The 13,652-nt window shown below is 68.4% G+C and carries 11 protein-coding genes; 3 read left to right on the top strand and 8 right to left on the bottom strand.

Annotated features, from left to right (window positions below; translation table 11 throughout):
• From YWY_RS24415 to YWY_RS0110030, 5 genes are all read right to left on the bottom strand, one after another.
• A partial coding sequence (locus YWY_RS24415) for a hypothetical protein (protein WP_211227519.1) occupies positions 1 to 189 on the bottom strand: 189 nt, incomplete at its 3' end.
• Positions 190 to 330: 141 nt separating this feature from the next.
• Positions 331 to 906, bottom strand: a complete 576-nt coding sequence (locus tag YWY_RS24420) for a CPBP family intramembrane glutamic endopeptidase (RefSeq protein WP_211227520.1) — start codon at positions 904 to 906, stop codon at positions 331 to 333.
• A gap of 482 nt (positions 907 to 1,388) precedes the next feature.
• Positions 1,389 to 2,075 carry a response regulator gene (locus tag YWY_RS0110020; RefSeq protein WP_028847501.1) on the bottom strand — a complete coding sequence of 229 codons (687 nt, stop codon included), beginning with the start codon at positions 2,073 to 2,075 and terminating at the stop codon, positions 1,389 to 1,391.
• Positions 2,072 to 3,253 (bottom strand): sensor histidine kinase, encoded by a 1,182-nt coding sequence (locus YWY_RS0110025; RefSeq protein WP_051310121.1) that lies wholly within the window; start codon positions 3,251 to 3,253, stop codon positions 2,072 to 2,074. The genes YWY_RS0110020 and YWY_RS0110025 overlap by 4 nt, the downstream gene beginning before the upstream one ends.
• 251 nt (positions 3,254 to 3,504) lie before the next feature.
• Positions 3,505 to 5,001, bottom strand: coding sequence for an aldehyde dehydrogenase family protein (locus tag YWY_RS0110030; protein WP_028847503.1), 1,497 nt, complete (start codon positions 4,999 to 5,001; stop codon positions 3,505 to 3,507).
• 112 nt (positions 5,002 to 5,113) lie between these two features.
• Here YWY_RS0110030 and betA point away from each other — a divergent pair, with 112 nt between their 5' ends.
• Positions 5,114 to 6,772: a choline dehydrogenase gene (betA, locus tag YWY_RS0110035; protein ID WP_028847504.1), complete on the top strand. Its 1,659-nt coding sequence runs from the start codon at positions 5,114 to 5,116 to the stop codon at positions 6,770 to 6,772.
• A gap of 3 nt (positions 6,773 to 6,775) precedes the next feature.
• Positions 6,776 to 8,848 carry a choline BCCT transporter BetT gene (gene betT / locus YWY_RS21295; protein ID WP_084609168.1) on the top strand — a complete coding sequence of 691 codons (2,073 nt, stop codon included), beginning with the start codon at positions 6,776 to 6,778 and terminating at the stop codon, positions 8,846 to 8,848.
• Between the two features lie 470 nt (positions 8,849 to 9,318).
• Here betT and YWY_RS21300 read toward each other — a convergent pair whose 3' ends face one another.
• Entirely contained in the window at positions 9,319 to 10,680 is a 1,362-nt protein-coding gene (locus YWY_RS21300) for an MFS transporter (RefSeq protein ID WP_051310122.1), read from the bottom strand.
• A 191-nt stretch (positions 10,681 to 10,871) separates the two neighbouring features.
• Here YWY_RS21300 and YWY_RS21305 point away from each other — a divergent pair, with 191 nt between their 5' ends.
• Entirely contained in the window at positions 10,872 to 12,020 is a 1,149-nt protein-coding gene (locus YWY_RS21305) for an acyltransferase family protein (RefSeq protein WP_084609169.1), read from the top strand.
• A gap of 2 nt (positions 12,021 to 12,022) precedes the next feature.
• Here the strand turns inward: YWY_RS21305 and YWY_RS0110055 are convergent, their stop codons facing one another.
• Together YWY_RS0110055 and YWY_RS21310 are read right to left on the bottom strand one after the other, a co-directional pair.
• Positions 12,023 to 12,616, bottom strand: coding sequence for a maleylpyruvate isomerase family mycothiol-dependent enzyme (locus tag YWY_RS0110055; protein ID WP_028847505.1), 594 nt, complete (start codon positions 12,614 to 12,616; stop codon positions 12,023 to 12,025).
• Positions 12,617 to 12,678: 62 nt separating this feature from the next.
• Positions 12,679 to 13,632: an RNA polymerase subunit sigma-70 gene (locus YWY_RS21310; protein WP_028851795.1), complete on the bottom strand. Its 954-nt coding sequence runs from the start codon at positions 13,630 to 13,632 to the stop codon at positions 12,679 to 12,681.
• Between the last annotated feature and the right edge of the window lie 20 nt (positions 13,633 to 13,652).

Consider the following 13,652-nt stretch of genomic DNA (forward strand, 5'->3'; position numbering starts at 1 on the left):
CCCTCGCTGCGGAAGTTCGGCCCGTGGCGGCGGTTCCGGGAACTGGTCGCGCACGTGGACGGCCTGCTGTATGCCGAGATCGCGGAGCGGCGGCACGGTCTGGAGTGGGTCCGGAGGGCGACGAGACGGCGAAAGGCTGAGATGCAACTCTGCCGCGCCTCGACCAAGGCCGGGCTGCAGCTCGACCACGCCCGAATCCTTTCCGCCCGCTCAATCAATCGGCCCTCGCCTTCCGAGCCGCCGCTGCGCAGGCAACCGACACGTGTCGTGACGGTGTTCACGAAAGATGTCCCGAGGCCACAGAAGCCTCGGGACATCACGGTGGGGAGGTCAGGCCGCGGCCCGACCGGGGCGACGGCGGATCTGGCCGGTGCGAGCCGCCCGTCGGAGCAGCACCACGATGGGAACGAGGCAGACCAGCAGGGTGAACAAGCTGGCCTCGGGGCCGAACGTGCCCCCGGTGATCAGCGAGGGGCCGGAGAGTGTCGTGTGAAGCAGGCTGCCTGGCGCGGTTTCCGCGCCAGAGACCACGACGCCGAAGACGCCGCCGGAGACGGTGTTCCACGCGAAGTGCACGCCGATCGGCAGCCACAGCGAGCGGGTCGCCACATAAGCGGCCGCGGTGAGGAGGCCGCCGGTCAGGCTGATGGCGAGGGCGCCGAGCAGTGAGGCGTGCGGGTTGACCAGGTGGAGCAGGCCGAACAGCACCGTGGACATCACCAGCGCGAGCACGGTGCCCGCACGCTCCTCCACGATGCGGAACACGACGCCGCGGAACAACACTTCTTCGATCGTTGCGACGGCGACCATCGCACCGGCGCTGGCGGTCAGTCCACCGATCGAGCCCCAGGTCAGGCTTTGCCAGCCACCGAAGATCGCAATGAACACCATCACCGTGGTGAACAAGCAGCTTCCGAGCACCGCTCCGCGGAACAACGCTGACCTGGCGCCGTCCGGCGCGACTTCCGGCACGTCGGCCCGGAGCTCAACGACCTGCGACAGTCGCCGGTAACCGGCCACGCAGGCGACAGCGAGACCGATGCCGACCGGCAGCGCCAGCATCGGGATCGGAGCGACGAGTTGGTTGATGGCGGCGAACAGCGCGGTCGCACCGAGCAGCACCAGCACGAGCACGGGGAGCCGGAACGCGCGCAGCCGACGTCGGCGGGTGGATGGTTCGGCTTGGGCTGAGCCGTTCCCGATCTTCTCGGCCCGGGCTGAGCCGTTCAAGGTCTCCGTGCGTGCCATGACGTCTGCTCTCTTCCCTTTCTGGGGGTCAACGCTTGCGACACCACGAAGGCTAGGAAGCCGAGCACGTCGAAACATCCCACGAGAATGAGCAATCGCGGTAGCTCTCACGGGGGATGGCCGGGTGCGACCGGTCCGGCTCAGTCGGTGGCTGACACCAGCCCGGCCCGATAGGCAAGGACGACGGCTTGCACTCGGTCGCGCAGATCGAGCTTGGTCAGGATCCGTGAGACGTAGGTCTTCACGGTCTCGGCGGTGATGAACAACGCCTCGGCGATCTCCGCGTTGGACAGCCCGGCCGCGATGTGTTCCAGGACTTCCAGTTCCCGCCGCGTCAGAGCACGCACGATCGCGTCCCGCGCGGGACGAGGTCCTTCGGCGGGCCGGAGCCGAGCAGCGAAATGGCCGATGAGCTCGCGGGTGACCGCGGGAGCGAGTAACGCATCGCCTCGGGCGACGGTGCGCACGCCATTGACCAGTTCGGCCGGGGGCGCGTCCTTGAGCAGGAAGCCGCTCGCGCCTGCCTTGAGCGCTTCGTAGACGTACTCGTCCACGTTGAAGGTGGTGACGACCAGCACCTTCGCGGGTGTGGCCACGTCTGGACCGGCAAGTTGCTTGGTCGCCTCGATACCGTCCACCACAGGCATGCGGATGTCCATGACGACCACGTCCGGACTCAGCTGCCGCGCCGCCTGCACCGCCTCCCGGCCGTCTGCCGCCTCGCCGACGACTTCCATGTCCGGTTGCGCGGAGAAGATGGTGGCGTACCCGGCGCGAACCAATGCCTGGTCCTCGCAGATCAGTACCCGGATCGGGGCGTCGGTCACGGTTCGTTCCTTCCGCACGGGATGAGCGCACGCACACCGAAGCCGCCGTCGGCGCGCGGTCCGGCCTGTAGTTCACCGCCCAGCAGCCGCACCCGCTCGGACAATCCGGTCAACCCTCGACCTCCTGACGAACCGCCCGGTGAGGTGGCCGGGCCTTTAGTGATCACCTCGATCTCGATCTCCTCCGGGTCGTGCCGGAGCCGCACCGTGGTCGGTCGTCCCGCCGCGTACTTGAGCGCATTGGTCAGGCTCTCCTGCACCACGCGGTAGGCGGTCAGCTCCACGTCGACCGTCCGGGGCCGCTGCTCTCCTTCTTCGAGGAATTCGACGGGCTGACCGGCATGGCGTGCTTGCTCCACCAGATCGGCGACTTTGCCCAGACTCGGGGTTCGCTCGGCGGGCGGTGTCTCGCCGCTCGCCTCCAGGACCCCGAGCAGACTGCGAAGCTCCGTCAACGCCCGACGGCCCGTGACACTGATCGCGGACAGGCTCTCGCCCGCGCGATCGGGTGCGGTGTCGAGCACGAGCTGCGCCGCGTCGGCTTGCACCACCATGGCGGTCACGTGGTGGGTGACCACGTCGTGCAGTTCACGGGCGATCCGCGCTCGCTCGGCGGCGGTAGCCATCTCTGCGCTGAGGCGCCGCCGCTCGGCCTCTTCGCGCCGCCATCGGCGAACCCCGGCACCCGCGAACCAGATCACCGCCAGGGCCGCGAAGAACAGAACGAAATCAAGTCCTCGAGTGGGCGAGCCGAGAGCGTTCAGGGTCAGCGCCAGCACGCCGTATCCCACCACCGCGACCACCGCGACCACAGTGCGCAGACGCTGCTGATGCGCGCCAGCCGAGTACAGCGCCACGTACAGGCCGATGCTGCCGAACGTCGCCGGATAAGCCAGCACCTGGTGAAGGGCGAACCCACAACCGACAACCGCCAGGCACGCAGCCGGCCACCGCGTCCGTATCGCCAAAGGCAGGCATTGCGCGAGTATCAGGATCACGCCCAACGCATCCAGCGGCCGTCGCGGCAGGTCACCGATCATCGCCGCCACCGCTGCGAACTGCGGCACGAATGCCAGCGCCAGCAGCACCGCAGCCAGCAAGGAGTCCTTGCTCAAGCCATCGAGACGGCGCCACCGGCGCTGCGCAGGGCGGAGAACCCGGGACGCGATCGCTGACACCGCGCAAGATTAACCCGGTGGTTTCGTGCCCTCGTCCGCACGATCGGCACCGCGCCGAGGCGGCTGCGGGGCTGACATGCGGAAGGGCTCCGGTTCTGTCTCCTCACTGGCCTTTACGCACGAAGGACGTGGCGGCAAGCCGCCGAGGGCTCCGACGCCGGGTCGATCACCGTCACCAGCGACGACGGCGAAAGACGTGGTGCATCAGCGCAGTTTCGGCCGGCGGCGGGGAGTGACCCCCGCGCGGGCTCCTAGCCGCCGAACCACCGCTGCGGGGCAGGCGCCAGATTCCGGTAGATGTGCTTCGCCTCCCGGTACTCGGCAAGACCGTCGTGGCCGAGCTCGCGGCCGATGCCTGACCGCTTGAATCCGCCCCACTCCGCCTGTGGCAGGTACGGCCCGAAGTCGTTGATCCACACGGTGCCGTGCCGCAGCTTCGCGGCCACTCGCTCGCCTCGCTCGGTGTCACCGGTCCACACCGCCCCGGCCAACCCGTAGTCGGTGTCGTTGCCCAGCGCGATGGCCTCGTCCTCGGTCCGGAAGCGTTCCACGGTCATGATCGGGCCGAACGTCTCCTCCTGGACCAGGCGCATGTCGCGCCGGCAGTCGTCGAACACCGTCGGCAGGTAGAAGAAGCCGTTCTGCAGCTCGGGGTCGTCCGGGCGACGGCCGCCGGTCAGCAGCCGTGCCCCCTCCTGCAGACCCAGCTCCACATAGGACTCCACCTTCGCGCGATGCTCCTCCGACACCAGCGGACCACTCTCGGTGCCCTCTTCCAACGGACCACTCTCGGTGCCCTCTTCCAAGCCGTTGCCCAGCTTGATCCGCTTCGCGCGTTCGACGACCACTGCGACGAAGTCGTCGTGTAGCTCGTCCTGCACGATCAGCCGAGTGCCCGCCGAGCAGACCTGTCCCGCGTGCAGGAAGACGGCCATCAGCGCGTAGTCGACCGCGGCCTCGAAGTCCGCGTCGGCGAAGACGATGTTCGGGTTCTTGCCGCCCAGTTCCAGCGCGACCTTCTTCACCGTGCCCGCGGCGGCCTTCATGATCGCCTGACCGGTGCGCAGCCCGCCGGTGAAGGACACCAAATCGACCAACGGGCTTTCCACCATCGGAGCCCCGGCTGCCGGGCCCGAACCGAGTAGCAGGTTCACCACTCCGGCGGGCACGCCCGCTTCGACCAGAAGCTCGACCATCTTCACCGTGGTCAGCGGCGTGACCTCGCTCGGCTTGATCACCATCGTGTTGCCCGCGGCCAGCGCCGGAGCGACCTTCCACGAAGCCTGCAGCAGCGGGTAGTTCCACGGCGTGATCAGGGCGCACACCCCCACCGGCTCGTAGACCACCCGGCTGTGCACCGACTCGCTTCCGGCGTCCACCACCCGCGTCGGGTCCTTGTCCGCGAGCTCGCCGTAGTACCGGAACACCGCGGTCACGTCGTCGACGTCGATCCCGCTCTCGACCAGCGTTTTCCCGGTGTCCAGTGTCTCCAGGCGAGCGATCTCGGCCCGGTCACGCTGCAGCAGGTCCGCCATCCGCAACAGCAGTTCGCCGCGCTTGCCGGGACTCCACGAGGACCACTCGCCCTCGTCGAACGCCGTGCGCGCGGCCTGCACCGCGGCCTCGGCATCGGCAGGCGAAGCCTCCGCGACAGTGGTGATCACCGAGCCGTCGAACGGGTTGATCACGTCGCGGGTTCCGCCCTCGGCCGGCTCCACCCACTGTCCCGCAATGAACAACATCGCCATCACGAATCCTCCGCGGCCAACGGCTTGCGGTTCCCGATCTCGCCGGACTGTCTACTGTCAACTCCAGCCTAGTGACGCAGACCGGTACAGCATGCGCAACGCGGAGGACCGCATGACCGAACGGTACGACTACGTCATTGTCGGGGGTGGCTCTGCTGGGTGCTGCCTGGCGAACCGGCTCACCGAGGACCCGGGCACGCGCGTGCTGGTCCTGGAAGCCGGTCGTTCCGACTGGGCGTGGGACATCTTCACGCACATGCCCGCGGCGTTGACCATGGTGATCGGCAACCCGTTGTACGACTGGCGCTACGAATCCGAGCCCGAGCCGTACATGGGTGGCCGCCGGGTCAGCCACGGCCGCGGCAAACTGCTCGGCGGCTCCAGCTCCATCAACGGCATGATCTTTCAGCGCGGCAACCCGATGGACCTCGAGCGCTGGGCGTCCGACCCGGGCATGGAGACGTGGGACTACGCGCACTGCCTGCCGTACTTCAAGAAGATGGAGACGTGCACCGCGGGCGCCGACGACTGGCGTGGTGGCGACGGCCCGCTGTGGCTGGAGCGCGGCCCGGCGAAGAACCCACTGTTCGACGCTTTTCTGGAAGCCGCGACGCAGGCCGGGTACTCGCTCACCGACGACGTCAACGGCTTCCGGCAGGAAGGCTTCGCGCGCTTCGACCGCAACATCAAGAACGGTCGGCGTTGGTCGGCCGCGCGCGCCTACCTGCACCCGGTGATGGACCGGCCGAACCTGACGGTCAAGACGTTGCACCACGTGCACCGGGTCGTCTTCGACGGCACGCGCGCGGTCGGCGTCGAGTACACGCGTTTCGGCAGCCGCCGGGTCCGGCGCGTCGACGCGGGCGAGGTCATCCTGTCCGGCGGCGCCATCAACACCCCGCAGCTGCTTCAGCTGTCCGGCGTCGGGGACCCGGAGTTGCTCGAACCGCTCGGCATCAAGGTGGTGCACGCGCTGCCCGGCGTCGGGCAGAACCTGCAGGACCACCTCGAGGTCTACATCCAGCACGCCTGCAAGCAGCCGATCAGCTTCAACCCCGCGCTCAAGCTGTACAACCGCCCGAAGATCGGGCTGCAGTGGCTGCTCGGCAAGAAGGGCCCGGCGGCGACGAACCACTTCGAGGCAGGCGGCTTCGTCCGCGGCAACGACGAGGTCAAGTACCCGAACCTGATGTTCCACTTCCTGCCGATCGCGGTCCGCTACGACGGCACACCGGTCGGCGCGAAGCACGGCTACCAGGTGCACATCGGCCCGATGTACTCCGACGTGCGCGGGTCGGTGACGATCAAGTCCGCCAACCCGAAGGAACATCCGGCGCTGCGGTTCAACTATCTGTCCACGCCCAACGACCGCAAGGAGTGGATCGAGGCGATCCACGTGGCGCGGGACATCCTCGGCCAGCCCGCGTTCGAACCGTTCGACGCGGGTGAGCTCTCGCCCGGGCCGTCGGTGCAGTCGGACGAGGAGATCCTCGACTGGGTGGCCAAGGACGCCGAGACGGCCTACCACCCGAGCTGCACCGCCCGCATGGGGATCGGGCCGAACGACGTGGTGGACCCGAAATCCATGCGGGTGCACGGCGTCGAGGGGCTGCGCGTGGTCGACGCGTCGGCCATGCCGTACATCACCAACGGCAACATCTACGCGCCGGTGATGATGCTCGCCGAGAAGGCCGCCGACCTCATCCGCGGCAACACTCCGCTGCCGCCCGCCGACGTCCCGTTCTACCGCCACCGAGACCAGGAGGGCTGAGCGATGTCGTCCCCGCCGAAAGATCACGAGGCTGCCGCTCCGCCGAACGCCGAGGTCTCGGCACTGCTGCCCGACGGCAAGGACCGTGCCCTCAAGACCCGGGTGTTCATCGGGTCGGCGGTCATCATCCTGCTGATCGCCGGCTGGGCGATCATCTCGCCGAGCGGCGCGGGCGCGGCCATCGGCACCGTGGTCGGGTGGATCTCCCAGGGCTTCGGCTGGTACTACTTCCTGGCCGCGACGTTGTTCTTGGTCTTCGTGGTGTACGTGGCCCTGTCGCGTTACGGCAAGATCAAGCTCGGGCCGCAGCACTCCACACCGGACTACGGCATGTTCGCCTGGGCGTCGATGTTCTTCGCCGCGGGCATCGGTGTGGACCTGATCTTCTTCTCCGTGGCCGGGCCGGTGACGCACTACTTGACGCCGCCGGAAGGCACCCCGGAGACGATCGAGGCAGCCCGGCAAGGGGTGGTGTGGACCCTGTTCCACTACGGCATCACGGGCTGGGCGATGTACGCGCTGATGGGCATGGCGCTGGCGTATTTCTCGTTCCGGCACCGCCTGCCGCTCGCCGTCCGGTCGGCGTTGTACCCGCTGATCGGCAAGCGGATCCACGGGGCCGCGGGCGACGCGGTGGACGGCGCCGCCATGCTCGGCACCATCTTCGGCGTCGCGGTGTCGCTGGGTATCGGCGTCGTGCAGCTGAACTACGGGCTGCGGCTGATCTTCGATCTGCCGGAGAACGTCGCCGTGCAGATCGCGCTGATCGCCATCGCCGTGGGCATCGCGACGTTCTCCGCCGTCTCCGGTGTGGACAAGGGCATCCGCCTCATCTCGATGCTGAACGTGGTGCTGGCCATCGCGCTGATGGTCTACGTCTCGATCTACGAGAGCCCGGTCCGGGTGCTGAACAGCTTGGTCATGAACATCGGCGACTACGTGAGCCGGTTCCCGTCGATGACCATGAACACGTTCGCCTTCGACCCTCCGGTCGACTGGCTGAACGACTGGACGCTGTTCTTCTGGGCGTGGTGGATCGCCTGGGCTCCGTTCGTGGGCGTGTTCCTCGCGCGCATCTCGCGCGGGCGCACCATCCGGCAGTTCATCGCCGCCACGCTGATCATCCCGCTGTTGTTCACGCTGGCGTTCCTGTCGGTGTTCGGCAACGCCGCGCTGCGTGTCATCCGCGACGGCAACGAGGAGTTCGGCGAGCTGGCCGCGTCGGCGCCGGAGCAAGGGTTCTTCGCCCTGCTCGCCGAGTACCCCGGATTGACGTTCAGCGCAGGCCTCACCGTGGTCGTCGGCCTGTTCCTCTACGTCACGTCGGCGGACTCGGCGGCCCTGGTGATGTCCAACCTCAGCTCTCATCTGCGCACGCCGTTGACCGACGGTGCCCCTTGGCTGCGGATCTTCTGGGCCACCGCGACCGGTCTGCTGACGCTCGGCATGCTGCTCGCCGGCGGGGTGGACGCGCTCACCAGCGCCACCATCGTGATGGGCCTGCCGTTCTCGTTCGTGATGTTCGTGATCATGTGGGGCCTCTACCGGGCGCTCAAACGCGAAGGCATCCGGGAGGACGCCATGATCAGCAGCCTTCCGGCGTCGCTGTCCGAACGCGTGGGCATCGAGCCGCGCGGAGTGCACCGAAGTTGGCGGCAGCGGCTTGCTCGCGTGGTCTCCTATCCCGATCCGGACGACGCGCGGAGGTTCGTCGCCGACGTGGCTCGCCCGGCGCTGGACGACGTGTGCGAAGAGCTCTGCGATCGCGGCGTACCGGCGACGGTCACCGAGGCGCCCGCGGACGACGCCGGGATCGACTACGTCGAGTTGTCCGTGCCGGTCGACGGTGAGGACGACTTCGTCTACCGACTCTGGCCGCGGGTGGCGCCGACACCGACGTACGCGCTGCACCGCGTCAGCGGGGCCGACACCTACGTCCGGTTCGAGGTGTTCCTTACCGAGGGCGGACAGGGCTACGACGTCCTCGGGTACGGCAAGGAGCAGCTCATCGGGGACGTGCTCGACCAGTACGAACGGCACCTGGAGTACCTGCGGCTGCGCACCAACGACCGGTGATCGGCTGGTTGGTGCGCGGCGGCCTCAGGGGCCTGGCGCGAGGCTGTCGGGCGGCGCGGCGGCCTCAGCGGGCCTGGCGCGAGGCTGTCGGGCGGCGCGTATCCTGCTGGTCGGACACGGGACCGAGCGGCCCGCTACGCGTGGCCGCGGAGGCGGCTGCCCCCTCACCTGTGACCGCGGAGGCGAGCGGCACCTGCGGCCACGGGGCCGAGCGGCCCGTCACCCGTGACCGTGCCCGCGAAATGAGCGAGCCATCACCCGTGACCGCGGGGTCGAGCACCCGGGCAGCACGACCGATTCGACGATTTCGTACTGACATGTATCGCCCCCAGTTCCCCCAAGGGCTCGCACCTGCGCGAGCACGCGGTCGACGGTATATCCGCACTCACGGCGAACGCGGTTGCACAGTTGCAATCAACCGTTCGGCCCAGTGGCCAATTTGACGCAGAAAACCCCTGTCCACCTGGGAGTCAGGCCGCCACGGGCACCGGAGAAGGTGTCACGACTGGCGCGATTGTTGCCTCAGTTTCGGCGCACGCCCGGTTCAGCCTGCGGTACGCGGCGCTGAAGAACGCCGCCAGCACGGTGACCAGCATGATCAGGCTTGCCGCCACGAACGCCAGCGCGATCCCGCGGGCCGGGCCGTCGCCGAGCAGCCAGCCGAACGTGGTGTGGCCGGCGTCGGTGGTCATGAACGGGATGATGACCAGCTGGGCGAGCGGTCCGATCACGAACGACGACACCGGTGCGGCCGCGCTTTCCACACTTTGCGCCAGCCCGAACACCCGCCCCTGCCGCTCGAACGGCACCACGCGCTGCAGGATCGTCTGCTCGGCGGCCTCGGCGACCGGGATGAGGAACATGAATCCGAACATCCCGAGCACCAGCAACGGCTGCCACCCCCGGATGGCCGTCGCCACCCCGACGACCGCGAGCAGCATGTTCACCAGCAGCAACGTCCGCAGCGGCGATCGGCCGAGGCCGAACCGGGCGACACACGCCCCGCCGGCGATGAAGCCGATGCCGACCACGCCGAGCACGATGCCCCAGGTCTCGACGGAGAACAGCGTCAGGCCGTACGGGTCGGTGAGTGCCATGAACACGCCCATGACCAGGTTGTTGAACGCGGCGAACAAGATCAGCGCCCACAGTCCCGGCACCGCACGAATGGTTCGCCACGTGCCGCGAACATCCATGCGCGAACGTTCGCTCCGCTCGACGTGCGGTTCGTCGATGCGGATCGTCGCCAGGTGCAGCAGCGCGGCGGCGGTGAGCACGATCGACACGACGATGGTGCCGCCCATGCCCAAGAAGCCGATGGCCAGCCCACTGAAGACGCTGGTGGCCATGTGCGCCAGTCCGTTGACGGTGCCGACCATGCCGTTCGCCTTGTCCCGCCGGTCCGCGGGCACCAGCAGGGTCACCGTGGTGGAGAGCGCGATCGACCGCAGCGACCCCATCACGCCACCGATCAGGACCAGCCCGTTGAACAGCCAGAAGAACGCGTCGGTGAAGTCGACCAGCCGCGCCACCGGCACGGTCAGGTAGATCAGTCCGGCTACGAGATAGACCAGCAGGGTGCTGGTGCTGGACAGCACCAGCGAGGTCTTCTTGCGGTGTGCGTCCACGATCGCACCGAAGAACGACCCGGCGGCGGCCGAGACCAGCATGTACAGGCCGGAGATGAGCGAGGCGGCCAGCACGGACCTCGTCTCCAGGTACACCCAGAAGGTCAGCGCGAACCACAGGAACGTGGTCGTCACCCCGGCCAGCAGGGTGTTGGCCAGTACGCGGCGGAAGGTGCGAGTGGGGTCGCTGGTGACCTCGGACATTGCGGGCCTCCTGGCTTGGTGGCGGTCACCAGGTCCGACCGGCCCCGCACGAAAAACTCATCGCTTCGCCGCGGCGCGAGCTCCTCGGGACGGAAGGTATGACCTGACGCACAGAGCGCTCCCGCTGGGAACCATTCACCACCCCGGCAACTCAGTACGGTCGTCCGACGATCTTCGCGACCGGGAGAGGCATGGCGAGCGCGGCGGCCAGGCAGGCCAACTGGGACTTCATCCGGATCGTCGCCGTGCTGGGCGTCGTGATCGGGCACGTCACCTTCCTCGGGCCGCGGATCATGCCCGGCGTCGACGAGTACCCCATTGGCCTGGAAGTCCGCATGGGGGCGAGCACGCTGCTGGTGCTGTCGGCCTATTTCGCCTGTGTCACGCTCCGCCGAGGCACGCCCGGTCGGTGGTTGGCCCGCCGTCTCGCCCGACTTCTCCCTGCCTACTTGGCCGCCGTGCTGATCGTCTACGTGGTCAGCCGGATCGCGGTGCTGTCGTTCAACGGCTGGGAGGCCTCGGGGCTGTTCGGCCGGCTGTTCGGCGAGCCGCAGGTGACCGACCCTGGCCCAGGTGCGCCCGCGCCGTGGTACCTGCCGGACGTCGCCGACCTCGTGGCCAACGTGCTGCTCGTACCGGCGTGGCACCGCGGCTGGGTTCCCCTGGACTACTCGTACTGGACGCTTCCACTGCAGGTGCTGGCCTTCATCGCCGCGGCGCTGGTCTTCAGCCGACGGCCGAACATCACGCACATCCGAAACCTGGCCAGGGGATTGGTGGCGCTCAGCGTCGCGGCCAGCCCGCTGAAGCTGATGCCCAGCGTGATGGATGGCCCGGCCTACAGCCTGCTGACCGGCCTCGGGGTGTGGAACGCCTACCTGTTCGGGCTCGGCGTCGCGATCTGGCTGTGGTCACGCGGGCACGTGGCGACCGGCGAGCTGACGCTGTTGTGCGCGGTCGGCACGATGATCCACTTCGGGTCGGTGCACTGGGAGATCGCGGCCGGCCTGGCGTTCGCGGCCATGCTGGCGGCGATCGCGGCCGCCGCGCGCGGCACGGATTGGGCGTTCCTGCAGCCGGTTCGTCGCCCGCTTGCGTGGCTGGCCGGGCTCACCTACTGCGTCTACCTGGTGCACCAGCAACTCGGCTACGTGCTGGCGCGTGTCCTCAGCGACGCCGGCCTGCCTGCTTGGCCGCGACTCATCGCCGTGCTGGCCGCCGTCGGCCTCGCCGGATACCTGTTGCACGTGCTGGTCGAACGACCGGCGTACCGGGCTCTCACCCAGCGCCGCACGCCGGCCACGCCCTCGCCGCAGACGCCTGCGACCGCGACCGCCTGACCTTACCCTGCGACGCGCTCCAGCGGCAGACGGCCGGTGACGACCAGAAGCAGGTCCTTCGCGGACACCTCGATCTGGTTGGCGCCCTTCCCGACGCGAATGTCGGCGTCCGTGGCGACCAGCGTGTGCCCACCGAGATCGACGCCGAAATACCGGAGCTGACGGTCGTCACCCGATGCCAGGACCATGACGATCCGTTCGGTTGGCGGCGCGGGCAAGCCGAGCGGCTCGGTGATGTCCAGTCCGTGGATGACATCGTGGCTCAGCGCGCCCGCCGCACCTCCGCCCGGCGGCCTCCACGGATGCGTGATGTTGTCCTTCAGCATCTGCACCAGCTCACGCTGATCCATGGCCGCGGCGGTCGCGCGGGCGTCGCGGTCGGCGAACTTGTTGAACCGAAATCCGGCCGAGAGCAGACCGGTCAGCAACCGCCATGGCTTGGTGCGGAACGGCATCGTCATGTGTGCCACCACCTCGCACACCCGCCAGCCTGCACACAGCGACGGGTGATGCCACTGCTGCGGCGTGAGGTGGTCGAGCAGGCCTGCGAGACGCTGCCGCTCGGCTTGCGTGTGCGTGATCAGCTCGGTCGTCATGAGCTGACTCCTTTCGACGTCGTCGACGCTTACGCGGGTTGATACGACGCCGGAGGGCGGAATTAATCGGCCGCGGCGACCAGGGCAGGCAATCCGAACTCCGCGAACCGGTCACCGGTGCCGAGGAACGTCACGATGCGCGAGATCAGGCCGTCCTCGACCTCGACCGCTACCAGCGCAAACGGGGCCAATCTGCCGGAGTCGTCGGGTCGGTACTGGCCGAACCCGAACCCGCCGTTGAACCCGCACGGGACGAGCCGGTCATCGACGCACGCATCGTTCGACGCGACAAGCTGCGCGATGCGGACGCCACCCTGCAGACTCCAGGCGAACGGCGGCATGGAGGCGATGGCGTCGTCCTTGAGCAACTTGGTCAACGCTGCGACGTCGTGCGCCTCGAAGGCGGCGACGTATCGCTCCAGCAGCCTTCGCTGGTCGCCGGCTCGGGGTTCGGCTAGCTTGGTCGGGTCGTAGTGCTCAGCCCGGAGCGCATCACGCGCACGCTGCAGCGCACTGGTGACCGAAGCGGGCGACGTCTCGAGGATTTCCGCAGTCTCCCGTGCCGAGAAGGACAACACATCGCGCAGCACCAGGACCGCACGCTGCCGCGGAGTCAGCCGCTGCAACGCGGCGACGAAGGCCAGTCGCACCGACTCCCGCGCCTCCGCCCGCTCCTCGGGGGCCGAACTGAGCAGGCGGGAATCGGGCATCGGCTCCACCCACGTCTCCGGCGGCAGCGGCGCTCCCAGTTCACCGTCTGCGAGCGCGGAGGCCGGCTTGACCAGCAATTCGCGGCGTTTCGCCGTACGCAGCATGTCGAGGCACACGTTGGTGGCGATGCGATACACCCACGCGGTGAGGCTTCCGCGCGCCGGATCGAATTGCTCGATGCGGGTCGCGGCGCGCACCAGGGTTTCCTGAACGGCGTCGTCGGTGTCGGCGGCCGAGGCCAGCATGCGATAGCAGTAACCGGTGAGCGGCTTGCGCAGCGCTGCCAACTCCTCGACGACCTGCATTGCGCCACTGTAGGACGGCG

Source organism: Thermocrispum agreste DSM 44070 (assembly GCF_000427905.1).
GTDB classification, from domain to species: Bacteria; Actinomycetota; Actinomycetes; order Mycobacteriales; family Pseudonocardiaceae; genus Thermocrispum; species Thermocrispum agreste.

Coding starts and splice junctions, on each gene's coding strand:
- YWY_RS0110030 (WP_028847503.1), bottom strand. CDS start 5,001: ATGGCGATGTTGTTCATTGCGGGACAGTGGGTGGAGCCGGCCGAGGGC.
- betA (WP_028847504.1), top strand. CDS start 5,114: ATGACCGAACGGTACGACTACGTCATTGTCGGGGGTGGCTCTGCTGGG.
- betT (WP_084609168.1), top strand. CDS start 6,776: ATGTCGTCCCCGCCGAAAGATCACGAGGCTGCCGCTCCGCCGAACGCC.
- YWY_RS21300 (WP_051310122.1), bottom strand. CDS start 10,680: ATGTCCGAGGTCACCAGCGACCCCACTCGCACCTTCCGCCGCGTACTG.
- YWY_RS21305 (WP_084609169.1), top strand. CDS start 10,872: ATGGCGAGCGCGGCGGCCAGGCAGGCCAACTGGGACTTCATCCGGATC.
- YWY_RS0110055 (WP_028847505.1), bottom strand. CDS start 12,616: ATGACGACCGAGCTGATCACGCACACGCAAGCCGAGCGGCAGCGTCTC.
- YWY_RS21310 (WP_028851795.1), bottom strand. CDS start 13,632: ATGCAGGTCGTCGAGGAGTTGGCAGCGCTGCGCAAGCCGCTCACCGGT.